This window comes from Bacillus sp. LK2 (assembly GCF_001043575.1).
In the GTDB taxonomy this organism is placed as follows: domain Bacteria; phylum Bacillota; class Bacilli; order Bacillales; family Bacillaceae_G; genus Bacillus_A; species Bacillus_A paramycoides.
Genome location: NZ_LDUK01000002.1, coordinates 35,215 through 59,696 on the forward strand (window position 1 = coordinate 35,215; position 24,482 = coordinate 59,696).

The following is a 24,482-nucleotide window of genomic DNA, read 5'->3' on the forward strand; positions in this document are numbered from 1 at the left end:
TGCATATATATGCTTAGACTTATGTTTTACTATGTAGAGAAATGAGAATGAAGTATGCACAGGTGGTTAGTTACAATATAACAATTGTAGGGTGATATATATATGGAAAATAAAGTATTATTTTGTGCGACGGTAGACTTTCACTTTAAAGCATTTCATTTGCCGTATATGAAATGGTTTAAAGAACAAGGCTGGGAAGTCCATGTTGCTGCTGCTGGCAACATAGAACTTCCATATGTGGATAAGAAGTATGACATTTCTATTCAAAGGTCACCTTTGCAATTTAAGAATATTAAGGCTTATAAAGAGCTGAAAGAGATTATTGATGAAAATCAATATAAAATTATTCATTGTCATACCCCGATGGGGGGAGCCGTTGCACGTTTGGCAGCAAGAAAATCTAGAAAGCATGGAACAAAAGTTTTATATACTGCGCATGGATTTCATTTTTGTAAAGGTGCCCCGCTTGCAAATTGGCTGTTATATTATCCAATTGAAAAAATGCTAGCAAATTATACAGATTGCCTCATTACAATTAACCAAGAAGATTATAACTTGGCTGTTCAGCGAAGGTTTAAAGTACCTAAAATTGAACAAATTCATGGGGTGGGAGTGGACACAGAATATTTTAAACCAGTTAGTGAGGCTCAAAAGAATTGTCTAAGGATTGAGATGGGTTATAAACCGGATGATTTTTTAATGTTTTATGCGGCTGAGTTTAATAAAAATAAAAATCAGCAGTTTTTGATTCGTTCATTGGCCTTAATAAAAGATCATGTTCCCAATGCGAGGCTTCTATTGGCTGGGAATGGTCCTTTGATAAATGATTGCAAAAATTTGGCTAAACAAATGGGTGTATTTGAAATGATAGATTTCCTTGGTTATAGGAATGATATTGCAAAAATTTTACCTATTTGTGATATTTCTGTTGCATCCAGTCTACGTGAGGGGTTACCAGTTAATATTATGGAAGCGATGGCTTGCGGATTGCCTGTTATAGCCAGTGAGAACAGGGGCCATAAAGAGTTAATTCAAAATGGTGTAAATGGTTGGATAGTAGGTCGTGAAGACATACAGACAATGGCAGAAAAGATAAAATATCTTGCTGAAAATAGTGGCTTACAAGGCATATTCGGAGAGTCTGGTCGTGAGATTATTAAAAATAATTATGCCGTCAATAAAGTATTAGAAGAAAAGAGCTATATTTACACCATGTTTATGAGTGGAACGGAGGCGTTAGATTGGATTGTCCATTAAGAATCTTACATGTTGTAGTCAATATGAACCGTGGTGGTGCAGAAACCCTTATTATGAACTTGTACCGGAATATAGATCGAAATAAAGTGCAGTTTGATTTTCTTACTTGTAAGGAAGGTGTTTTCGATACAGAAATATCAGAATTAGGTGGGAAAGTGCACAGGATTCCATATATTACTGATAGTGGTCATAACGAATACATAAAGTCTTTAGATAATTTTTTTGAATCTCATCAAGAATATAGGATTGTACACTCCCACATGGATAAGATGAGTGGATTTGTGTTACGTGCAGCTAAGAAAGCAGGTATACCAATTCGTATCGCACATAGTCACAATACTAGCAGTGAAGGGGGAGTTGCTGCGAAAGTATATAAGTGGTATGCAGGGAAGTATATATTACGAAGTGCGACACATCTTCTAGCATGCTCGGATGCAGCATCTCGCTGGTTATTTGCAGGTAAAACAGATACTGCCACGATTTTAAAAAATGGAATTGAGCCTGAAAAGTTTTCATTTTCCCCCGAAATTAGAAAACAGATAAGAGAGGAACTAAATCTTACAGTTGATAACTTTGTAGTAGGGCATGTAGGAAGGTTTGCGCATCAAAAAAATCATGAATTCCTTATAGAAGTGTTTGCTCAGTTAGTTAAACTTAGAGGAGATTCCGTTCTTGTTTTGGTGGGGGATGGTCCGTTACGGGTAAAGATTGAACAAAAAGTGGAAGAATTAAATTTAGGGGCTAATGTAAAGTTTCTTGGCATAAGGAGCGATATCGACCATTTACTTCAAGCTTTTGATGTATTTGCATTCCCATCCATTCATGAAGGATTGCCTGTTACTCTTATAGAAGCGCAAGGAGCCGGGTTATCTTGTGTAATCTCGGATGCGATAACTAAAGAAGTAGACATGGGAGCAGGTCTAGTGAGTTTTGAAAGCATAAATACCTCCCCCGAAATATGGGCGCAGGATATATTGGATGCCAATAAACGTATGCAAGATGTAGAAGGGTATATCAAGAAAGAAGGATATGATATAAGTGAATCGGCTACTTGGCTTGAGAATTTTTATCTTCAAGCGCTTTAATTAATAGTAACTTCTATATTTTAAATAATGTCTAAAGGATTAAAAAGGAGCACAATGATGTCAAGAGTTTCATGTTGTCTTAGGCTAGGAGAAGTTCCGCTGCATCTCTATAATATAACTGCAGGTTTTGTTCTACTTGCTCAACAAGGAGTAATAGACTTGAGGATAGAGAAACTTAGTAAGAATCATCAAGATCAATTACCTTATAATATGATGGAAGTTATAATCAACGGGAAAACTCGAGTGTTATATGATCTTAATGATGGTTATGATAATTTGCTTAAGCAAAATCAGGATTATGTTGAGTTTATGAATGTGTTGTTAGAAAAATACAACTTTTACTTTAAGCGAAGTTTTAATAGTTTTTATAATTCAAAGTTAAGGCATAAGGAAAAAATTTATCCTCTTGGATTAAATTATATGGTTACAATACCTGGAAATATTGCGCATTCACCGATGCCTCAAGATCCACTTAGGGAGAAAATTAAGAAAATAATACGGAAGGTTCCGTTGTCTCAATATTACAATGGTTTATATCGTATTAATTCTTTTGAAGATATACCTCATAAAGAAATAGATTCAAAAATTCTTTTTATGGCTAGGCTATGGGATGTAAATGGAGATTATGAAGGGCAAATTTCTTCGAATAAAAAGGAAGAACGTGCATATATTAATGATTTTCGAGCAACATGCATTAGACTTTGTCGAAAAGAGTTTGGAGATAAATTTTATGGAGGAGTAGCACCATCAGAATTTGCATATAAAAATTATGCAGATATTGTTATAGAAGACGGAAAAGCTACTGAACGGAATAATTACCTAAGAAAGGTAAAAGAATCTGCAATTTGTATTGCAACTATGGGATTACATCAATCTATTGGTTGGAAATTTGCAGAGTATGTTGCAGCAAGCAAGGCTATAGTAACAGAAGAATTACATTATGAAGTCCCAGGTGATTTTCGTGATGGTCAAAATTATCTTGTTTTTAAAACACCAGAAGAGTGTATAAATCAAATATATACTTTATCAAATGATGAAAATTATAGATATCAAATGATGATTAACAATTATAGATATTACCATGAATATGTAAGACCTGATAGATTAGTATTAAATAGTATATTAACAATATTAGGGGATGAATTTTAATAGATTAGATGATTGATGGAGAGATGTAAATTGAAACCTACTCTTACAATTTTTACACCTACATTTAACCGTGCTTACACGCTGCATTTATGTTATGAAAGTTTAAAGCGACAGACAAGTAAGGATTTTGTTTGGTTAATTATTGATGATGGATCTACAGATGATACAAGAGAGTTAATAGAAAATTGGATTTCCCAAGGCAGTATCTCAATTCAGTATCATTATCAAGAGAATCAGGGAATGCACGGGGCACATAATACTGCTTACGAATTAATTGATACGGAACTTAATGTTTGTATTGATTCTGATGATTATATGGCGGATGACGCCGTTGAAAATATCACTCGTTTTTGGAAGGAGTATGGAAGTAATGATTACGCTGGAATAATAGGATTAGACGCTAATCCAAATGGAAAAGTTATTGGAACGATGATGCCGGAACATGTGAAGGAATCTAAACTGACAGATTTGCATGCGAAATATAAAGTCACAGGTGATAAAAAGTTAGTTTATCGATCAGAGTTAACACGAAAAACCCCACCATATCCAATATTTCCGGGCGAAAAGTACTGTCCTCTAAGTTATAAATATATTCTTATTGATCAAGAGCATCCGTTACTCATCATGAATAAAGTTCTTTGTCATGTTGAATATTTAGCAGATGGATCTAGCATGAACATTATTAAGCAATATAGAAAAAATCCCCAAGGGTTCTCATTCTTTAGAAAAGTTGCTATGAAATATGCTCCTACATTAAAAGAAAAATTTCGAGAATCTATACATTATGTATCTAGCAACTTGATGATCAAAAACTATAAATTTCTCATTGAGTCCCCATGTAAATTTATTACTTTGGTGGCTACACCTTTTGGGATTATGCTTCATTTTTATATTCAAAAGACAAGTAAAGCTACTGTTTTGAAAAATAAATAGTAGGTCTTTAATTAACTGTGTATTTTATTGTCATATGTATTTAGATTGTAAGAGAAATATAGGACTGATAGGTTATATTATTGAATTATTTGGTTAAAGAATAGCAAAGAGTTTTATATTTACAATCTATAATATGAAAGGAATTTAAAAATGTTTATATTTTGGGTTACGCTGGCCTTAGTTTATATTCTTTCTTTTTTAGCAAGATATTTTTCTACTCCTGTAATAATGGGACCACACATTGTTCAATCAAAGCCAAATAAGCTGTTAGTATTTTTAACAATGGTTATTCTTGTAATGGTGTCTGGTCTCCGTAATAATATCGGGGATACTTTTTTTTATATGTATTCTTATAAAAAAGATACGTTTGATTGGGAACATATAAAAGAAGGAAAAGATATGGGTTTTAATGTGCTTCAGATGATTTTAAAACAGTTCTCTAATGACCCTCAAATATTGATTTTTGTAACGGCACTAATAACAAATGTACTTATTGTATTGGTTTTATATAAATATACAAGAATGTTCGAATTAAGTTTATATGTATATATAACAGGTGGAATGTATTTAATATCAATGAATGGGATAAGGCAATTTCTTGCAGCAGCAATTATTTTTGCTGCAACAAAATATATATTTGAAGGTAACTGGAAAAAGTATATTCTAATTATTCTATTTGCATCAACAATACATCAAACTGCACTTATCCTTATTCCAATATATTTTATGATTAGGAGAAAAGCATGGTCATGGGAAACGTATGTAACCCTTTTTTGCTCTGTACTCATAGTTATAGGGTTTAATCAATTTTTAGATACCTTATTCTCAGTCATAGGAGATAGTCAGTATGGAGATTACAAGAACTTTTCTGAGGGCGGAGCAAATATACTTAGAGTTGGAGTTAATATTCCTCCAATTATTATTGCTTACATTGGAAGAGAGAAACTCAGGGAAATATTTCCTAAAAGTGACTATGTAGTAAATATGTCTATATTAGGACTTGTATTCATGATAATTTCAACACAAAATTGGATTTTTGCAAGATTTTCTATATATTTTGGATTATACCAATTAATTTTAATTTCATGGATTATAAAATTATTTACTGATAAAGACCAAAAACTAGTTTATTATGCAATATTAGTATTTTATTTTATTTTCTATGCATACGAGAATGTAATAACATTAAACATTATTTATAAAAGTAATTTTTTAAATTTCTAAGTTTTTTAAGGTGAAATATGTTAATGACTAGTTGATCAATGAAATATGGAAATTTAGGTGTATAGGTATATTATTCTATATAGTTTAGAAAGGGGATACCGGGTTGGCATTTACAGAAAAGATTCCACGCATCATTCACTATTGTTGGTTTGGTAAAGGAGAAAAACCAATAATAGTAAAAAAATGTATAGATAGTTGGAAAGAGAATTTGGCTGGTTATGAAATAATTGAGTGGAATGAAGATAATTTTGATATAAATTGTAATTTATATGTCAAGGAAGCCTATGAATACAAAAAATTTGCATTTGTAAGTGATTATGTAAGAGTATACGCTCTTTATAAATTTGGAGGAATTTACTTAGATACGGATGTGGAGGTATTCAAATCTTTTGATGATATGCTACATCATGATTCATTTTGGGGATTTGAACAAGAGAACTATATAGCTACAAGTACAATAGGAGCCACTAAAGGAAATGTGTTAATAAAAATGTTTCTAGATTCATACGAAGAAAAAAGTTTTATTAAAGAGGATGGAAAGTATGACAGTTTAACCAATGTGGCCATTATAAGCGAGATACTAAAAAATAAAGGATTACAGTTGAATGGAAAATATCAAGAAATAAGTGGGATAGGAGCCTTCTATCCTCAAACATATTTTTCTCCATATGATTATATTAACTGTAGAAAATTTATTACCTCAAATACATATGCAATGCATCATTTTTATAAAAGTTGGTTACCACCTAAAGCGAGATTGAAGAGTGGTTTAAAACTGTTAGCATCTAAGGTTATAGGTGGAGAAAATATAGCGCGGATAAGAAAATTTGTTACAAAAAATTAGGAGGCATATATGAAGGATATACTGGTGGCCTCATTTGATATGGAAGTTGGAGGAGTAGAAAGAAGCCTTATAAGTATGCTTGAGGGTTTTGATTACAAAAAATACGCTGTTGATTTAATGCTGTATAGGCATCAAGGGGATTTTATGGAATTAGTTTGTAACAAGGTAAATTTATTAGAAGAAGTTCCACAATACACCACCTTTAGGAAGTCAATCGGAGAAACTTTAAAGGATAAAGAGTATGGCATTGGATTTTCTAGAATTTTATCTAAGATAAATACTCGTTTTGCAGGAAAAGCTAAAGGAATAGTAGAGACAGGATATTATCAAATGCAATTAATGTGGAAATATGCTATTCCATTTTTACCTAAACTAGATAAAGAGTATGATGTTGCAATTAGTTATTTGTGGCCGCATTATTTTGTAGCAGATAAGGTCAAGGCTAAGAAAAAAATAGCATGGATTCATACAGATTATTCTACAATTGAGACAGATATAGAGATGGATTTAAAAGTATGGAATAAATTTGATTATATTGTAGCTGTATCAGAAGCATGCAAAAATTCATTTTTAAAAAAATATAGTGCATTAAAAAATAAGGTTATAGTAATGGAAAATATAACCTCCCCGCAGTTTATTAGAGACATGGCGAATGAAGAAATAGATACCCCTATGCTTCTTGATAACCGTTTTAAAGTTATAACTGTGGCTAGACTATCTCATGCAAAAGGAATCGATAATGCTGTTAGGGCTTTAAGGATATTGAAAGATAAAGGCTATGAGAATATAGCCTGGTATGTAGTTGGATATGGTGGAGACGAAACAATGATTAAAAATCTAATAAGGGATTTGAAATTAGAAAATAGCTTTGTGTTGCTAGGAAAGCAAATTAATCCATATCCATATATAAAAGAAGCTGATTTATATGTCCAACCATCTAGATATGAGGGAAAAGCTGTTACAGTAGGAGAGGCTCAGATACTTGCAAAACCAGTCCTAATTACAAATTATACAACCGCAAACAGTCAAGTGAAAAATGAGGTTGACGGATATATTACGGAATTATCCGTTGAAGGAATAGCAGATGGAATAGAAAAATTGTATAGGGATGCTACCGTAAGAGAGCAGTTAGCTAACAATTGTAGTAATACTGATTATAGTAATAAGTATGAATTAAATAAGTTGTATGAAATTATGGAGGCTTAAAAGTTTATTAAGTGTACTGGTACAACTACAAAAATTTTAAAAAATGAAAGTATAAGAGATTCGAAGCAAAGGGGTGATTTGCTCATGAATAGAAATGTCAGTGTAATTATACCGGTTTATAATGCTGGTAAATATATTACTCGGTGTATAGAATCACTGTTAAATCAGGTGCTTCATAACTGCGAATTTATCTTTATCAATGATGGTTCAACGGACAATAGTGTAGAGATTATTGAAAAGTATAGGGCACTAGATGACAGGATTATACTTATAAATCAAAAAAATCAAGGTGTGAGTATTGCAAGGAATCAAGGAATTCTTATAGCTAATGGTGAATATATTGGATTTGTTGATGCTGATGATTATGTAGAAGCGGATATGTATGAAACTCTGTATAATTCAGCAAAACAAAGCAATTGTGATGTAATTATATCAAATTTAAGAAGTGAGATTGAAGGGCATAAGGTAACAATTGAATATCCATTTCCAATTAATATTGTTCTGGAAAAAGAATATATAAATAAGGAGATATTACCCTATTTTCTTAAAAGCGATAATTTAAATACTGCTGTAAACAAAATTTATAAAAATAGCATAATAACGAAAAATAATGTGAAGTTTCCAGAGAAGGTTGCATTAGGAGAAGATGGAATGTTTAATATTCAATTTTTTAGTAATGCAACTAATATGAAATATATAGATTACACGGGGTATTATTATAGGGATGTAGCGGGTAGCGCAACTCGGGATATCTCAAAAAAAGATTATTTCAAGCGAGCTGTGGAAGTATATAATATGGAACTGCCGAAAATTTACATCGAAAAGATCGATAAGGCAAAGATACGTGAATTGAAATCAAGAAAGTTTATAAATAGTGTAATTTCCTACGTATATATTTATTTTGAACCGTCTAAGGAAATACGGTTTAGTGAGAGATATGAATACATAAAAAACATGATATGTAATAAATATGTTAGAGAGGCATTGCCACTATATTGTGAAGTAACTTATAGCAAGCTTGGTAGATATGAGAAATTTTTAATAAATATGATTAAAAGAAAATCTACTGTGGGGTTATACTTCGCAGTCTCTTACAGCAGGCTTAGAAATAAATAAAACTGGAGGAATTTAGTGTGAAGTTTATGATGTTTGCCCATGGGGGCAGTTTGAATAGAGGGTGCGAAGCGATAGTTCGAGCTTCTACAAATATTATAAAAGAAAAAATAGATGGAGCAAAAGTATGTTTGGCATCAGATAGACCTGAAACAGATAAGGTAATCAATAAGTTAGATTATATATATGATGGCTCTAGCCGCAGTCTGAAAAAATATTCATATGATTGGTTATTGTCCTCAGTTAAAGTAAAACTCTTTAACGATGAATCTTATGCATTAGGGAAAATTCATCATAACATAATAAAGCATATAAAAAGTTCCGATGTATGTTTATCTATCGGAGGGGATAATTATTGCTATGGAGAGCAACCTGGGTGGTATGAGATTGATAGAAGAGTAAAAATGCAGGGGAAAAAGCTAGTACTATGGGGATGTTCTATAGGAGAAGAGGATATGTCTGAAAGAAAGTTGGAAGATTTAAAGCTCTTTGATTTAATATTAGCACGCGAAAGTCTTACCTATAATATGTTAAAAAAACAAGGATTAAATAACGTTCAATTGTGTGCTGATGCTGCGTTTACAATGGAAAAAGAAGAATTGGAGTTGCCTAATGGATGGCAGGAAGGAAATACAATGGGTCTTAATTTTAGCCCGCTTGTATGGAATAGAAATGAGAATTCTCAAGTTGCGGTAAGAAAGTTAATTAATCATATATTAAATACTACAGATATGACGATTGCTCTTACACCTCACGTTATTGAAGATGGGAACAATGATTACGAAGTTCTCTACAAATATTACCAAGAATTTAAGGACACAGGCAGAGTGATTCTGTTACCAGATAACCTAAATGCAATACAGTATAAGGGATATATAGCTAGAATGCGTTTCTTTATAGGAGCTCGAACGCATGCAACTATAGCTGCTTACTCTAGTTTTATTCCGACTATGGTATTGGGATATAGTGTAAAGTCCAAAGGGATATCTAAAGATATATTTGGGGAAGAAAAATTAGTTTTAGATATAGAGGAGATATCTGATAGTAATAAATTAAAAGCAAGATTTGATGAGATGGTACGAGAGGAAGGGGAGATAAGGCAAAAGCTACGACAATCTATACCTAATGTAAAGAAAATGTCCTACAAAGCAGTAGAGTATTTGAAAGAATTGTCTAATTAATTTGGGGTATATTATGAAAAAAAAACTACTATTTGTTATGCCTAGTTTATCTACTGGTGGTGGAGAGAAAAGCTTGATAAATCTACTATCACAAATAGATTACAGTTTATATGATGTAGATTTATTTTTGTTTAGTAAAACAGGAACATTCATGAATTCAATACCAAGAGAAGTAGATATATTAGATTTGCCAAGTGATTATAAAATATTTGCATCGAGCCTTAAAAATTCAATAATGGGCTTTTTAAAGAATGGGCAAATTAAATTGGCATATTCGAGATTGATGTTCACCATTAAGAATAGATTGATAAAGAATGTTGCTATTTCAGAACAGTATACATGGGGATATCAAAGTAAGTCATTTGAAGTTTTAAGGAAAGAGTACGATGTAGCGATTGGTTATCTTGAGAAGTCTTCAATATATTTTGTAGTTGATAAAGTGAATGCGAAAAAAAAGGCCGGATGGATACATACAAACTACTCGAATTCAGGTATGGATCGTCAGTTTGATAATCCATATTTTGAACAACTAGATAATCTAATAACGGTTTCAGAAGAGTGTGCAAAATCGTTACAGGAAAACTTTCCACATTTAAAAAATAAAGTTACGGTTATATATAATATAGTAGCCCCTAGGATTATATATGATTTATCTAAAGAAGATATAAAAGATGATAGTTTGTTTGATAGAAATTATACTAATATTATTACTGTCGCTAGATTAAGTCATGAAAAGGGTTTAGATTTAGCGGTGAAATCTTGTAAGTTAATTCTAGAAAAAGGATACAAGATAAAGTGGTATGTACTAGGGGATGGGGATGAAAGAGATAAATTAGAAAGTTTAATAGAAGATAATCATCTATCCCAACATTTTAAAATCTTAGGTGTTCGAGAAAATCCATATCCTTATATACAAAAAGCAGATGTATATGTACAGCCATCTAGGTATGAGGGTAAGTCTATAGCAATTGATGAGGCAAAGATACTGTGTAAACCGATAGTAGTGACCAACTTTGAAACTGCAAAAGATCAAATAGATCATAGAATAAACGGAATTATTACCGAGATGTCTGAAGAAGGAATTGCAACTGAAATTGAAAGGCTTATCACAGATATAGAATTGAGGGAAAGAATCGTAAATAATTTATCTACAGAAACGTTAGGAACCGAAAAAGAAATAAATAAGCTCTACGGAATTCTTTAAAAGGTGATTATTATGAAAAAAGACGTATTATTTGTTATTAATAATTTGAACTGTGGTGGGGCTGAGAAATCATTAATTTCTCTGTTACATACGATGGATTACTCTCGCTATAATGTGGATTTATTTTTATTTAAGCACGAAGGTTTATTTTTAAATAAAATCCCTAAGCACGTGAATATATTGGACGAACCTGCTGAGTATCAATATTTTGATATGCCAATAAAAGCAGCCACCATTAAATGTTTGCGACAAGGAAGATTAGATATAGCCTTCTCAAGGATTTGTGCAGGTTACATATTTAAAAGTGAGAAAAACAAAGCTCGTTGTGAACAGAGAGTATGGCGATATCTATCAAAATCCCTCCAGACTATAAATAAAAAATATGATGTGGCTATTGGGTACTTAGAGAAGAATCCGGTTTATTTTTGTATAGAAAAGGTTAAAGCCGATAAGAAAATCGGTTTCATACATACTGATTATGACAAGTTAGGAATGGATTCTAAAATTGATATGGGTTATTTTCATTCATTGAATCATATAGTAACGGTGTCTGAGGAATGTGCCAATGTTTTAAGGAAAAGATTTCCTATATATAACAACAAGATAGGTGTTATTCATAACGTAGTCTCTCCAAGTACGATAAATAAAATGTCACAGGAAAAGGTAGATATAGAACATAAAGGGATAAAGCTTGTTTCTGTAGGAAGATTAAGTAGTGAAAAGGGATTTGATTTGGCCATAGAAGCATGTAAGGATCTGATTGGGAATGGATATGACATAAAGTGGTACATTATCGGAGAAGGCAAAGACCGAGATAAATTTAAAAAAATGATAGAAGAAAACGAACTTCAAGACCATTTTTTATTATTAGGATTGAAAGAAAATCCGTATCCGTACATAAGAGTAGCAGATATATACGTACAACCATCTAGATTTGAAGGGAAGTCTATAGCGATAGACGAGGCAAAAATATTGCATAAACCAATAGTGGTAACAAACTTTAGTACGGCTAAAGACCAAATCGACAATGAAGAAAATGGGATTATTGTAGACATGGATGCTCACTCACTTTCAGAGGGAATTAAAAAATTAATACATCATGAAGAATTAAGAAATAAGTTAATAAATAACTTATCAGATGAAAAGTTAGGAACCGAGTCGGAAATAACAAAATTATATACATTATTCAAGTAGTATAGAAAGGACATAATTATATGATTATACAGGCAGCGTGCTTTGTGTTACTTGCCGTAATCGCAATTATTATAATGATTGATTTCGTCCCTATATGCAAGAGCTGGTTGGGGAGAATAAAAATAGGAAGATATACCGATAAAAGTTTATGGAATCAGTCAATTATTAATATAGGTATTAAATGGCTAAATAACACGCCAAAGATTAAGGTAACTGATAATACAAGATTAATAATAATTGATATGCTGAAAGGAAATTATACGAAAAGCGCTATACAGCATTGGCAAGAAGCATCTTTAATATTAGGGTTGTCTGAATACCTGAAATATAATGATGACAGAGCAGTAAAACATGAAATCACAAAGTTTTTGAACTCCAAATTTGATTCTAACGGTCAGTGGGTACACAAACCTCAGTATGTAGATGGAGCAATACTGGCTTATGCTATTATGAAGCTGGATTTTGGGGAGATAGATAAATATAAAAAAGCTTTGGATGCTACTTGGGAAATGATACAAGAACATATAGGTGAGGATGGTACGATAGAATATAGAAAGTTTATGAAGGGGTATCGATATGTAGATACCATTGGTTTCATATGTCCATTCTTAGTGACTTACGGCATTAGGTATAACAAAAGTGAGTGTATAGATTTGGCTGTAAAGCAGATTAAAGAATATGAAACATATGGAATGTTAAACTTAAGTCATATACCATGTCATGCTTATAGATTAGAAGATAAAGTTCCTCTAGGTTTATATGGCTGGGGAAGAGGTCTTGGATGGTTTGCTATAGGTCTTATAGATACGTGGAATGAATTACCGGAAAACAACAGCTATAAACCTGTATTAGAAGAAAGTGTACGTAAATTTGCAAAAGCTACGATGAAATTTCAACAACAAGGTAATTGGAATTGGACTGTAACCAGGAACGAATGCGGACCAGATTCTTCCGCTACATCCACACTGGGATGGTTTATGTTGAATGCAGCAAAGATAGAAGATATTTCAAAGGAATGTTTGGAAAGTGCAGATAAAGCTATCGGTTATTTGATGGGAGTGACAAGAAGAAACGGAGCGGTCGACTTCTCTCAAGGTGATACGAAGGATATAGGTGTATATTCTACGTTATTCGATATATTGCCATTCACACAAGGGTTTTGTATTAGAATAATTAACTTACGTAATAATTATAAAATTTAGTCATCCTTATAAGGGTGGCTAAATTTTAATAGTTAGATTAATAAATTTATTTTAGAACAGAGGGAAGAATTATGACGAGACGTTATAAAGAATTGGATTCCCTTCGGGGTATTGCTGCAATCATTGTTCTATTAGGACACTTCTTAGCATTATTTCCGATATTAGGTAAAAAGGTAATGTATTCAACATTTGGGGCCTGTTTTTCTATATTATGGCAGGGTCATTCGGCTGTTATTATATTTTTTGTGTTAAGTGGATTTGTTCTATCCTTGCCTTTTTATAAAGGGACGGAATTTAATTATTTAAAGTATCTTATTAAAAGAGTTTGTAGGATTTATATTCCTTATATTGTGATTCTTTTTATTGCAATAGGAATTAAATTTGGGATTCATTCTAAAATTGGTACCATTCCTGGTTTGGTACAATGGGGTTCATGGAACATAGAAGTTTCTTTTAATAGAGTAATGGATCATATTTTATTCTTGAGAGAATTTAATTCTGATGCGTTTATTATGGTGATTTGGTCATTAGTTCACGAGATGCGAATTTCCATAGTGTTTCCTTTAATTATTTTTCTTTTACTTAGAGTAAACTGGAAAGTAAGTATTGGGATAGCGATGTTTTTATCAGTTATTGGTTATTTATTAATGAAGAACATTCCAAGCGAATTTAATATGCCAGTATCCACCAATTACTTTATCACATTACATTATAGCTCAATGTTTATTATTGGTGCACTACTAGCCAAAAATAGAGAATATTTAGTGAGTAAAATTATTAATTCAAAAGTAAAATATATATTATTGCCTTTAGGTCTTCTATTTTTTAGCTATCCACGTATCCCATTTATGTTACTTTCCAAACTAATTGGTGAAATTGATTATGAGTTGTATCTTATTATCATCGATTGGTATATATGTTTTGGTGCAGTTTTAATTATTCTATCCGCTCTAAGTTCAAAACTATTTTCTAAATTATTACTGATTAAGCCAGTACAATTTATAGGGGAAATATCATATAGTCTTTATTTAGTACATCCAATTGTTCTATTAACAACAGTTCATATTTTCTATGGAAAGATATCAGTGCCTTTAATTTTATTAATTTCTTTCTTATTTACTATGGTTGTGTCGGTCTTATGTTATAAATTTATTGAAATTCCATCAATAAAAATAGGCCGGAAACTTGCCACTAAAAATTCTAGAGGCGATATTTCGTTGAGAAAAAAGGCTAGTTGAAAAATTGGGGAATAATAAGAATAAATATTATGTACGATGTGAATAGAGGGATAAGAGTAATTTTCTTAAGAAAAAGAGGAAAGATAATCTAATGCTCTATCGAGAAAAGTATTAGAAAGGAGCTTGGTATGGTGCAAATAAAAATAAAAATAAAAAGTATGTTAGTTTTTATTTGGAATAAATTGATCGATATGAAAATTCAGAGTTTGAATCGATTAACTATCATAAAAGATCGATTCACGAAGTGCTTTTTCAAGCCCCCTAGAATTCAATCTATAGATGAAACTTTAAAAAAAATTATTCATGATAAAGCTTCCGTAGCCAGGTATGGTGATGGTGAATTTAAATTAATTCATAATCTAGATATAACATTTCAACGAGCTGATCATTTGTTATCAAAAAGATTAAAAGAAATATTGCTAAGTGAAGATGAGAAGTTCTTAGTTTGTTTACCGGATGTTTTTCAAGATTTATCAAAATATGCAGATGAACCAAAGGATTATTGGAGTCTTCATACTGCAAAATATAGATTAAAGTGGTATAAAGACTTGAAGAAGGGAAAAATATATTATAATTCCTTTATATCGAGATTCTATTATCCCTTTCGAGATAAGTCAAAATGTAAAGAATGGTTTATATTATTAAAATTAATATGGAAAGATAGGGATATAGTTTTAATAGAGGGCAGTAAGAGTAGATTAGGTATTGGAAATGATCTGTTTGACAATGCTAAATCAATTGAAAGAATTTTAGTACCAGAGGAGCACGCATTCTTACATTACAATAAAATCTTAACAGCAGCAAAAAAAAATAATAAATCTAAATTGATTCTATTAGCAATAGGGCCTACTGCTACTATATTAGCATATGATTTGTATAAAGAGGGATATCAAGCAATTGATATAGGGCATGTGGATATTGAATACGAATGGTTTTTAAGACAAGCAAAAACTAAAATCAAAATTGAAAATAAGTACGTATGTGAAGCAGGTGCTGGACAAAATGTGGGCGATATTCAAGATGAGAAATATTTAAGCGAAATTAAAGCTGTAATAAGATAGGCATGAGGGTTTAACTTATGTAAGTAATGTAGAGGTGAAAGGATTGCATGAATTAATAAGTGTTATTGTTCCCATATATAATGTGGAAAAATGGTTAGTTAGATGTATTGAAAGTGTTTTAAAACAGCCTTTCGTCAATATTGAATTAGTTCTAGTCAATGATGGTTCAACAGATAAATGTGGTGAAATATGTGAAGAATATTTAGAAAAGGATAATAGAATTAAAGTAATCTATAAAGAGAATGGAGGAGTGAGTAGCGCAAGGAATGCAGGGATCGAAGCTGCTACAGGGAAGTATATAGTGTTTATAGATCCCGATGATGAGGTAAGCGAAAACTATTTTACTAGGTTATATGGTATTGCGGAAGATAAAAAGTGTGATGCTGTAATATGCGGATACAAAACTGTTCCAAATAATAATAGTATTATTCCTAACTTCAAATTAGATACTGTTATGAACGGGAGAGATTTTGTACTGAGCTCTCCAAATGTTCATTCCAAGAATGATCTATGCTTTGCATGGAGGTATATATACAATTTAAGCATTATAAAAGAAAAAAGCATCAGATTTAATGAACAAGTGTTTATTGGAGAAGATGTTATTTTTAATTTAGAGTTTTTATTGCACTCACAAAGGGTATGTGCAGTCTCAGAAGTTCTTTATTTTTATACTATTAATAATCCAAATAGCTTAATGAGGGTTCCGTATAAACCAAATTTAGAGAACAGTTTAGTTTTACAATATCAAATGAGAAGACAACTTTCACAAGAATTTGGTTTACTACACGATAAGCAATTTAAAAAAGATATGGCTAATTATTATATAAATCATATATATAGACTGTTGATTAATAATTTGAAAAGCGATCCTAATGTGGATGTTAATAATGCTTTTCGTAGAATAGTGAATTATGAAATGTTCTCAGATAGTGTAAAAGGAATTGGTTTTTCATATCGATGCAATAACTTTAAGGAGTATATATATTATTTGGCAATAAAGTTTAAAGTGTACCCTTTAATAGTTGCAGCATATAAAAGAGAAATCAGGTAATACCCTTGGGTTGAAAGTGTTTTCATACTTTCTGAAGTGGGAGGAAAAATGAGAGTTAAAAATTCAATAATTAATATATCAGCCGGTATAGGTAGTCAAGTTATTATTACGTTACTAAGTTTTGCTTCCAGAACCATATTTATTACTTATTTAGGTGTTGAGTATCTGGGCGTAAATGGATTATTTACTAATATATTAGGAATGTTATCTTTAGCTGAAGCAGGAATAGGATCTGCTATCATATATAATCTATATAAACCAGTGGCAGAAAATAATCAGGATAGAATCAATATGCTTATGAATTTTTATAGAAAGGCATATATGGCAATAGCTTTAATAGTATTGTTACTAGGATTACTTTTGTTACCTTTTCTTGGATATATCGCTAAAGATGCAAAGGTAGACAATATTCATTTTATTTATATTATATTTTTAATTAATACAGCTTCATCTTATCTATTTTCTTATAAAACTTCATTTTTAAATGTTTGTCAAAAGGGATATATTGTTACAGGGATTTATTCTATCTCATCTATTATATCTACTTGCGTTAAAATAGGAATTTTATACTTTACGCATAGTTATATTTTATATCTAATAATCGATATTATTATAACAATCAGTACCTCTGCGTTCTTGGCTATATTGGTAGATAAGATGTACCCATTTTTAAAAAATAAAGCAGCAAGCAAATTAGATAGTGAAACCAAAAGTAATATTGTTAAAAATGTAAAGGCTTTGGTGCTACATAATATAGGTGGATATATTGTCTTTGGTACTGATAACATGTTAATTGCGTCCTTTGTCAGTGTTACAGCTGTTGGATTGTATTCAAATTATTATATGTTAATTAACATTTGTAGAACCTTTATAAATCAAATCTTTGATAATATTAATCATAGTGTAGGGAATTTGGTTGCAAAAGAAAGCGATGAAAAAATTTATAGCATATTTAAGGTTACTATGCTTTGTAATTTTTGGATATACTCATTTTTTTCCATATTTTTATATATTATAATGCAACCCTTTATTACTTTATGGATTGGTTCGAAATTTATTATGGATATAAGTGTGTTAATTATATTAATGATAAATTTTTATGTATCAGGAATGAGACGTTCTATATCTATGGTCAAAACAACATCAGGGATTTTTCATGAAGATAGGTATGCGCCCTTTTTAGAGGCTGCCGTGAATCTGGTGGCTTCTATTGTCTTGGTGCAATATATGGGCATAACAGGTGTTTTTATTGGAACACTTATAAGTACACTAGTGGTTCCATTTTGGATTGCTCCTTATTTAGTATATAAGAAAGTATTCCGTAAACCGGTTAGGGATTATTTTTTAAAATATACTTACTATGTGATGATAGGGCTAGGAGCTTGTGTTATCACAAGTTTAATATGCGGTCTTATTCCGTATAATGGATTACTAGAATTAATATTAAGAGGGATGATTTGTTTAATAATTCCAAATGCTATTTATGTATTTGTTTTTTATAAGACAGATGAATTTAAGTATTTATTTGGAGTTGTTAAAAGTATAATGGGAAACCTGAGGGTGAAAATTCAGTCAAACAAAAAGGGCACTTTTTAATTTGAAATCTACATTTCTATTATCCCGTTACTAACCCAATCCATCGAGGGCCAGCGCCTAATGAATTGACACAAAATTATAATGCTTTAAAGTAAGAGCAAGTAAATAAAAGGAAAGTATTAAGAATCTTTTAGAAATGAAACACCACTATGTTCTGTTGAATATGGTGGTGTTCTTATTACTGAGTATTTTAATTAAATATTTTGCATGACATGTCCTTAAATAAAAAAGTAAATCAATTCGTTATTTTTCAACTATGAATGGGACTGCTTTTTATGAAGATAGAAGTTTTAGGCAGTTATGGAGTAGAGGTTAATACATAAACCAAATTAGGAGTATGATTATATATGAAAAGACTTTTCGATTTGTTCGTTTCTTTGTCATTATTGGTGTTTCTTTTACCTCTCATTATAATAGTGGCTGTTTTAGTTAGAATTAAGTTGGGTTCCCCTATCATATTTAAGCAGCAACGCCCGGGATTGCATGGTGTCCCTTTTTTTCTTTATAAGTTTAGAACTATGACTGACGAGAAGGATAGTGAGGGGAATGCGTTGCCCGATGATGTAAGGTTTACCCGTTTCGGAGGGTTTCTAAGAAAATATAGTTTAGATGAATTGCCACAGTTGTTTAATGTTATAAAAGGGGACTTAAGTTTGGTAGGTCCAAGACCATTATTGATGGAGTATTTGGAACTATACACAGAAGAGCAGGCCAAGCGACATAATGTCAGACCAGGGATTACGGGATGGGCCCAAGTAAATGGCAGAAACGCGATTTCTTGGGAGGAAAAATTTGATTTTGATGTATGGTATGCAAAAAAACGGACTTTTTGGCTTGATATGAAAATTTTGTTGTTAACGGCAAAGAAAGTATTTAAGTCAGAAGGAATCAATCAGGTTGGGCATGTAACTGTGGAAAAATTTAATGGTACAAAGAATTCTTGAGGAGGTGAGATGGATGCGAATAATTATGATTGGGGCAGGTGGTCATAGTAAAGTAATCCGAGATATTATCCTATCGTATGGAAATTATGAAATCATTGCGCAATTAGATGATGTGTATAAAGAGTTGAAAATTGAGGATGGTGTTTATTTTGGACCTATTTCTGCAGCTGTAAAGTTAATGGATGAGCATGTAGATACAAAGTTCGTGATAGCTATAGGGAATAACAGAACAAGAAATATAATTATGGAACAGTTAGAGATTCCCAGTCATCGCTATGCGACGCTTATACATAAACAATCTATTGTTAGTTTAAGTGCAAAGATTGGGGCTGGTACGGTTATTATGCCAGGTGCAATTGTTAATGCAGATGTTGAAATTGGGAATCACGTTATTGTCAATTCAGGCGCTATTATTGAACATGATAATAAGGTAAATGATTTTGCACATATTTCCCCAAATGCAGTGCTTACAGGATCCGTTACTGTAGGAACAGGAGTACATATAGGAGCAGGAGTTAATGTGATTCCAAATATCACAATTGGCGATTGGTCCGTTATCGGTGCCGGAGCAACAGTGATCTGTGACATTGTAGCGAATTGTAAGGCAGTTGGCATTCCAGCTAGAGTAATAAAAAAAGAATTATAGGAGAGTGTTTAAAGTGGTATACTCACAGGAAAAAACAAGAATCTATCTCTCCGCTCCACATATGAGCGGTAATGAACAAAAATATATAGGGGAAGCATTTGATATGAATTGGATTGCTCCACTTGGTCCAAATGTAGATGCGTTTGAAAGTGAACTTTCATCCCATGTTGGAGTTCTTGATGCGGCTGCAGTTAGTTCAGGAACCTCTGCTATCCATTTGGCACTTCGCTTACTGGATGTAAAAGATGGAGATACGGTGTTTTGTTCAAGTCTTACTTTTATAGCGAGCGCAAATCCAATTTTATATTTAGGGGCTAAACCAGTATTTATTGATTCTGAGCTTGAAACGTGGAATATGTCGCCACAAGCTTTAGAACGTGCATTACGTGATGCAAATGAGAAAGGAATACTTCCGAAAGCTGTCATTGTTGTAAATTTATATGGACAAAGCGCTAAAATGGATGAAATTCTTTTGTTATGTAATGAATATGATATCCCAGTGATAGAAGATGCAGCAGAATCGCTCGGTTCTTCCTATAAAGGTAAAGCAAGCGGGACATTTGGAAAATTTGGTATTTATTCGTTCAACGGCAATAAAATTATTACAACTTCAGGTGGAGGGATGCTTGTTTCGAATGATGTCGAAGCATTGAGAAAAGCAAGATTTTTAGCTACTCAAGCAAGAGATCCGGCTCCACACTACCAGCATAGTGAGGTTGGATATAATTATCGTATGAGTAATATTTTAGCAGGTGTAGGTAGAGCACAGCTGCAGGTCTTACAAGAGAGAGTACATGCAAGAAGACGAATATTTGATAGATATTATCAAGAATTATCTCATATTCCAGGGATACAGTTTATGCCTGAGTTAGAGGATACTTATTCAAACCGGTGGCTTACAGTTCTTACTGTAGATGAAGAAAAAACAGGAGTACCGATTCAGGCATTACTGAAACAACTGGAAAATGAAAACATTGAGGCGCGTCCTGTTTGGAAGCCTCTTCATATGCAACCTTTGTTTGAAGATGTAATGTATTATCCGCATAGCGAGAGTGAGGATGTTTCTAGAAAATTTTTTGAAACAGGCGTATGCCTTCCGTCTGGATCAGGTATGACAGAAAAAAATCAGACAAGAGTTATTACATGTATTAAGGATATATTGATGGTAAGTGCTGGCATGTAAAGATAAAAAATAGAAACAGCTTTAATTAAGAAAGGTGTTAATGAACTAGGAGTATTTAATATCTCATTCAGTGCTGTTTTTGTGAAATCTCATTTTACGGAAAAAAATTTTCTTTGAATGAAAGTCACGGCAATCCCTATAAAGAGTGAAATAGTAAGCGTACATAATCTTATGGTAAATGCGAATGGTATTTCTTATTAGTGGTAAACGCATATTATATCACCCCCTTTGTGAAAATGGTATGAATATAAAAAGGTTATTCTCCTGTTTCGATTAAAGAAGCAGGAGAATAAAGTAATAGAGAACATAACACGTGAAAAATCAACTTTAATTAATGGGTTAATAATAAATTATATAAAATATCATAGCACAGAAATTTTTAAAATATAAAAAGATGAAAATTCTCCTGTGTATTTGTAAGATATAACGTTTATCCTGCTATTTATGAGCATTAAGAGCACTACCTTAAGATTTTAGGGAAACTAAGAAAATAGATGGAATGTTCGTAAAAGCTCGATTGGTGAGATTAATAGTTAGGGATGTAAAGCCTCCTACCGATTAAAATTTTACTGTATTATTTGTTTTTACAGTTACTAAAAAAGATATATAAATATTCATTTTTTTGAGTATATAGATACTTGACAATGCAATAGTGAAATGTTAATCTGAGTTTATATTCTTTATAAAGAATATAAACGTTTTATTAATATATTAAATTCAAGGATTTTTATTCATATAAAATTGAGATGGTAATATCTTGATTAGAATTAAGAGAATCACACCTTTGTTCATTTTTTTGAGGAAATTAAAATGCAAGGGTTTACAATAGGATAGGTAGCCTGAAGGCTTGAATACTTCAACTGAAAAAAGATTTAAGGCTATAAAGTTGGGTTTTAAAATCTGTTATGCGTAAACGAGGTAGTTTGAGGAAAGGGTTTTCTGGTATATTAATAACATTTTTTTGATATATCTGGTAATTTTCTTATCCATCGGGTTTTCCCTTAATTGTCTCGTAGTGGGAGGAAAAAAATGAGTGCAATAACCGGAATTTATCATTTAAATGGAGAACCGATACCGCCTGAACATAGGATTGGAATCATGAAGGATTTATCTCGTTATCCAGGTGACAATACCGATATATGGCACAAGGAAAATATTTTTTTGGGCTCTCATGCAAAATGGATAACATCTGAATCTATTAATGAACAATTACCTTACTATGATTATGAAACACAGTTGGTTATAACTGCTGATGCTATTATTGATAATCGCAATGAATTATTCGATAGATTGCAAGTAGAAAAGGTACATAGAAGAGAGATGCCTGATAGTAAGTTGATTTTACTCGCTTATCAAAAGTGGGGAGAGCATGTACCAAAGTATCTAATTGGTGATTTTGCTTTTATGATTTGGGATGAGAGAAAGCAATTGCTCTTTGGTGCACGTGATTTTTCAGGAAGTCGGACTTTTTACTTTTACCGCAATCAAAATCAATTTGCTTTTTGTACTAGCATACAACCGCTGTTTTCTTTACCGTACGTCGGGAAGGAATTGAATGAGCAATGGTTAGCTGAATATTTGGCGATACCTAATATGCTTGATACAATAGATGCATTTTCAACAGTGCATAAAAATATAGAGCAAGTCCCGCCTTCTCATACTATCTCCGTAGTTAAGGGAAGAGTTAGTATTGCGAAATACGACACGTTATTTGTAGAGGAGCAGTTGCAACTCAAATCAAATGAAGATTATGAAGAGGCGTTCAGGGACGTATTTGAAAGCGCGGTAACATCAAGGTTACGTACTCATCGTAACGTTGGTTCTCATTTAAGTGGGGGATTAGATTCAGGAGCTGTTGCTAGCTTTGCTGCGAGAGCCCTGCAAAAAGAAAACAAAAAATTATATACATTCAGCTCAGTACCTGCAGAAGGGTTTACTGATTGGACTCGTGGTCATACGATTGCTGATGAAAAGCCATTTATCCAAACTACAGTACAACATGTAGGGAATATTAAAGAGAATTATTTGAATTTCCCGGGAGAAAATTCTTTCTCAGAAATTGATGATTGGCTTGAGATTATGGAGATGCCATACAAATTTTTCGAAAATTCCGTCTGGGTGAAAGGAATTTATGAAAAAGCCCAACAACAAGGGATTGGGGTGCTCTTAAATGGAGCCAGAGGAAATTTCACAATCTCTTGGGGGCCAGCTTTAGATTATTATGCGATTTTACTTAAAAAATTCAGCTGGCTGCAGCTTTATCGTGAAATTGATTTGTATGGTAAGAACGTTGGGGTCAAAAAATCGAGAATACTGAAAGTTGTAGGGGAGAAAGCATTTCCATCGATAAAAAACATGTTTTCCTCGGAACAGCAATATGAACTGCCAACGTTAGTTAGTCCAGAACTTGCAAAACGTACTGATGTATTTAGAAAGCTTGAAGAACATGGTGTGAAAGTAACAGGGGCTTCTATCCCAAATTTATATGAAATAAGGCAGAAACATTTTGAACAGCTAAACTTGTGGAATACAACGGGTACAAGTGGAACAAAGCTCTCCTTGCGTTATGGTTTACAAGGGCATGATCCAACGAATGACTTACGGGTAATTCGATTCTGTTTATCGTTACCACTCGAACAATTTGTTCAAAATGGCTTAAATCGTGCACTTGTCCGGAGGTCCACAAAAGGATTTCTTCCTGACAAAGTAAGATTAAATCAACGTGTGCGGGGAATACAGGCAGCTGATGTGGTTCATCGCATGATTCCTTCATGGAAAATGTTTATCGAGGAACTTCAGCAGCTTAGTAAAGACCCAGTGGCCTCTAACTTTTTTAATATAGAGATTATTAAGAGCGCGATTTTGAAAATTCAAGGAGAACCACGAGTAGAATACGTGTTTGATCCAGATTTTAGAATTTTAATGCGTAGCCTTATTGTTTATCGATTTATCAAAAAATATATTTGAAAGGGGGTGAAATTATGAAACAAGAATGGCAATCACCAGTATTAGAAGTGCTTGATATCAACATGACAATGGCTGGACCTGGAAAGAGACTTGTTGACCAAGTTTTTGAAGATGAGGATGAGCAAGGCGCTCTTCACCACAGCTAATGCACTAATATTTAAATGAGATTTATATGCTTTACAGCCCTTATATAGTTTAATTACG

At 32.3% G+C, this 24,482-nt stretch carries 21 protein-coding genes; all 21 read left to right on the forward strand.

Annotated elements, in window-relative coordinates:
• The first annotated feature begins 102 nt into the window (after window positions 1-102).
• The 21 genes from VK90_RS02095 to VK90_RS29735 all read left to right on the forward strand — a co-directional run bounded on the left by VK90_RS02095 (window position 103) and on the right by VK90_RS29735 (window position 24,424).
• Window positions 103-1,257, forward strand: a complete 1,155-nt coding sequence (locus tag VK90_RS02095; protein ID WP_048370108.1) for a glycosyltransferase family 4 protein — start codon at window positions 103-105, stop codon at window positions 1,255-1,257.
• Window positions 1,242-2,342 (forward strand): glycosyltransferase family 1 protein, encoded by a 1,101-nt coding sequence (locus tag VK90_RS02100; protein WP_082147751.1) that lies wholly within the window; start codon window positions 1,242-1,244, stop codon window positions 2,340-2,342. Before VK90_RS02095 ends, VK90_RS02100 begins: the two co-directional genes overlap by 16 nt.
• 57 nt (window positions 2,343-2,399) lie before the next feature.
• Window positions 2,400-3,491: a hypothetical protein gene (locus VK90_RS02105; RefSeq protein WP_048370110.1), complete on the forward strand. Its 1,092-nt coding sequence runs from the start codon at window positions 2,400-2,402 to the stop codon at window positions 3,489-3,491.
• A 30-nt stretch (window positions 3,492-3,521) separates the two neighbouring features.
• Entirely contained in the window at window positions 3,522-4,424 is a 903-nt protein-coding gene (locus tag VK90_RS02110; RefSeq protein WP_048370111.1) for a glycosyltransferase family A protein, read from the forward strand.
• A 150-nt stretch (window positions 4,425-4,574) separates the two neighbouring features.
• Window positions 4,575-5,648, forward strand: coding sequence for an EpsG family protein (locus tag VK90_RS02115; RefSeq protein WP_048370114.1), 1,074 nt, complete (start codon window positions 4,575-4,577; stop codon window positions 5,646-5,648).
• Between the two features lie 103 nt (window positions 5,649-5,751).
• Window positions 5,752-6,492, forward strand: a complete 741-nt coding sequence (locus VK90_RS02120; RefSeq protein ID WP_048370116.1) for a glycosyltransferase family 32 protein — start codon at window positions 5,752-5,754, stop codon at window positions 6,490-6,492.
• Window positions 6,493-6,501: 9 nt separating this feature from the next.
• The gene (locus VK90_RS02125) at window positions 6,502-7,698 is read left to right on the forward strand and encodes a glycosyltransferase (protein ID WP_048370118.1); all 1,197 of its coding nucleotides are present in this window, start codon (window positions 6,502-6,504) and stop codon (window positions 7,696-7,698) included.
• An 84-nt stretch (window positions 7,699-7,782) separates the two neighbouring features.
• Entirely contained in the window at window positions 7,783-8,814 is a 1,032-nt protein-coding gene (locus tag VK90_RS02130; RefSeq protein ID WP_025147089.1) for a glycosyltransferase, read from the forward strand.
• 17 nt (window positions 8,815-8,831) lie between these two features.
• Complete coding sequence (locus VK90_RS02135; RefSeq protein WP_048370120.1) at window positions 8,832-9,992, forward strand: polysaccharide pyruvyl transferase family protein; 1,161 nt, start codon at window positions 8,832-8,834, stop codon at window positions 9,990-9,992.
• Window positions 9,993-10,005: 13 nt separating this feature from the next.
• Window positions 10,006-11,196: a glycosyltransferase gene (locus tag VK90_RS02140; RefSeq protein WP_048370126.1), complete on the forward strand. Its 1,191-nt coding sequence runs from the start codon at window positions 10,006-10,008 to the stop codon at window positions 11,194-11,196.
• Between the two features lie 12 nt (window positions 11,197-11,208).
• Window positions 11,209-12,390 carry a glycosyltransferase gene (locus VK90_RS02145; RefSeq protein ID WP_048370128.1) on the forward strand — a complete coding sequence of 394 codons (1,182 nt, stop codon included), beginning with the start codon at window positions 11,209-11,211 and terminating at the stop codon, window positions 12,388-12,390.
• Between the two features lie 20 nt (window positions 12,391-12,410).
• Window positions 12,411-13,592, forward strand: a complete 1,182-nt coding sequence (locus VK90_RS02150; protein ID WP_048370130.1) for a glycoside hydrolase family 88 protein — start codon at window positions 12,411-12,413, stop codon at window positions 13,590-13,592.
• A 71-nt stretch (window positions 13,593-13,663) separates the two neighbouring features.
• Complete coding sequence (locus tag VK90_RS02155) at window positions 13,664-14,830, forward strand: acyltransferase family protein (protein WP_048370131.1); 1,167 nt, start codon at window positions 13,664-13,666, stop codon at window positions 14,828-14,830.
• A gap of 128 nt (window positions 14,831-14,958) precedes the next feature.
• On the forward strand, window positions 14,959-15,891 hold the full coding sequence (locus VK90_RS02160; protein WP_048370132.1) for an SP_1767 family glycosyltransferase: 933 nt from the start codon (window positions 14,959-14,961) through the stop codon (window positions 15,889-15,891).
• Window positions 15,892-15,934: 43 nt separating this feature from the next.
• On the forward strand, window positions 15,935-16,942 hold the full coding sequence (locus VK90_RS02165) for a glycosyltransferase (RefSeq protein ID WP_048370134.1): 1,008 nt from the start codon (window positions 15,935-15,937) through the stop codon (window positions 16,940-16,942).
• Window positions 16,943-16,990: 48 nt separating this feature from the next.
• Window positions 16,991-18,538 (forward strand): lipopolysaccharide biosynthesis protein, encoded by a 1,548-nt coding sequence (locus VK90_RS02170; RefSeq protein WP_048370137.1) that lies wholly within the window; start codon window positions 16,991-16,993, stop codon window positions 18,536-18,538.
• A 347-nt stretch (window positions 18,539-18,885) separates the two neighbouring features.
• Complete coding sequence (locus VK90_RS02175) at window positions 18,886-19,482, forward strand: sugar transferase (RefSeq protein ID WP_048370139.1); 597 nt, start codon at window positions 18,886-18,888, stop codon at window positions 19,480-19,482.
• Between the two features lie 13 nt (window positions 19,483-19,495).
• Window positions 19,496-20,128 carry an acetyltransferase gene (locus VK90_RS02180; RefSeq protein ID WP_025147099.1) on the forward strand — a complete coding sequence of 211 codons (633 nt, stop codon included), beginning with the start codon at window positions 19,496-19,498 and terminating at the stop codon, window positions 20,126-20,128.
• Between the two features lie 13 nt (window positions 20,129-20,141).
• Window positions 20,142-21,311 carry an aminotransferase class I/II-fold pyridoxal phosphate-dependent enzyme gene (locus VK90_RS02185; protein WP_048370141.1) on the forward strand — a complete coding sequence of 390 codons (1,170 nt, stop codon included), beginning with the start codon at window positions 20,142-20,144 and terminating at the stop codon, window positions 21,309-21,311.
• A gap of 1,029 nt (window positions 21,312-22,340) precedes the next feature.
• Window positions 22,341-24,278, forward strand: coding sequence for a lasso peptide isopeptide bond-forming cyclase (locus VK90_RS02190; RefSeq protein WP_025147101.1), 1,938 nt, complete (start codon window positions 22,341-22,343; stop codon window positions 24,276-24,278).
• Between the two features lie 14 nt (window positions 24,279-24,292).
• Complete coding sequence (locus tag VK90_RS29735) at window positions 24,293-24,424, forward strand: paeninodin family lasso peptide (protein WP_000808480.1); 132 nt, start codon at window positions 24,293-24,295, stop codon at window positions 24,422-24,424.
• Window positions 24,425-24,482 lie beyond the last annotated feature (58 nt).

What these genes read in the sequence shown, in the direction of transcription:
- VK90_RS02095 (WP_048370108.1), top strand. Translation starts at nt 103, where the DNA reads ATGGAAAATAAAGTATTATTTTGTGCGACGGTAGACTTTCACTTTAAA.
- VK90_RS02105 (WP_048370110.1), top strand. Translation starts at nt 2,400, where the DNA reads ATGTCAAGAGTTTCATGTTGTCTTAGGCTAGGAGAAGTTCCGCTGCAT.
- VK90_RS02115 (WP_048370114.1), top strand. Translation starts at nt 4,575, where the DNA reads ATGTTTATATTTTGGGTTACGCTGGCCTTAGTTTATATTCTTTCTTTT.
- VK90_RS02125 (WP_048370118.1), top strand. Translation starts at nt 6,502, where the DNA reads ATGAAGGATATACTGGTGGCCTCATTTGATATGGAAGTTGGAGGAGTA.
- VK90_RS02130 (WP_025147089.1), top strand. Translation starts at nt 7,783, where the DNA reads ATGAATAGAAATGTCAGTGTAATTATACCGGTTTATAATGCTGGTAAA.
- VK90_RS02140 (WP_048370126.1), top strand. Translation starts at nt 10,006, where the DNA reads ATGAAAAAAAAACTACTATTTGTTATGCCTAGTTTATCTACTGGTGGT.
- VK90_RS02145 (WP_048370128.1), top strand. Translation starts at nt 11,209, where the DNA reads ATGAAAAAAGACGTATTATTTGTTATTAATAATTTGAACTGTGGTGGG.
- VK90_RS02150 (WP_048370130.1), top strand. Translation starts at nt 12,411, where the DNA reads ATGATTATACAGGCAGCGTGCTTTGTGTTACTTGCCGTAATCGCAATT.
- VK90_RS02155 (WP_048370131.1), top strand. Translation starts at nt 13,664, where the DNA reads ATGACGAGACGTTATAAAGAATTGGATTCCCTTCGGGGTATTGCTGCA.
- VK90_RS02160 (WP_048370132.1), top strand. Translation starts at nt 14,959, where the DNA reads ATGGTGCAAATAAAAATAAAAATAAAAAGTATGTTAGTTTTTATTTGG.
- VK90_RS02170 (WP_048370137.1), top strand. Translation starts at nt 16,991, where the DNA reads ATGAGAGTTAAAAATTCAATAATTAATATATCAGCCGGTATAGGTAGT.
- VK90_RS02175 (WP_048370139.1), top strand. Translation starts at nt 18,886, where the DNA reads ATGAAAAGACTTTTCGATTTGTTCGTTTCTTTGTCATTATTGGTGTTT.
- VK90_RS02180 (WP_025147099.1), top strand. Translation starts at nt 19,496, where the DNA reads ATGCGAATAATTATGATTGGGGCAGGTGGTCATAGTAAAGTAATCCGA.
- VK90_RS02190 (WP_025147101.1), top strand. Translation starts at nt 22,341, where the DNA reads ATGAGTGCAATAACCGGAATTTATCATTTAAATGGAGAACCGATACCG.
- VK90_RS29735 (WP_000808480.1), top strand. Translation starts at nt 24,293, where the DNA reads ATGAAACAAGAATGGCAATCACCAGTATTAGAAGTGCTTGATATCAAC.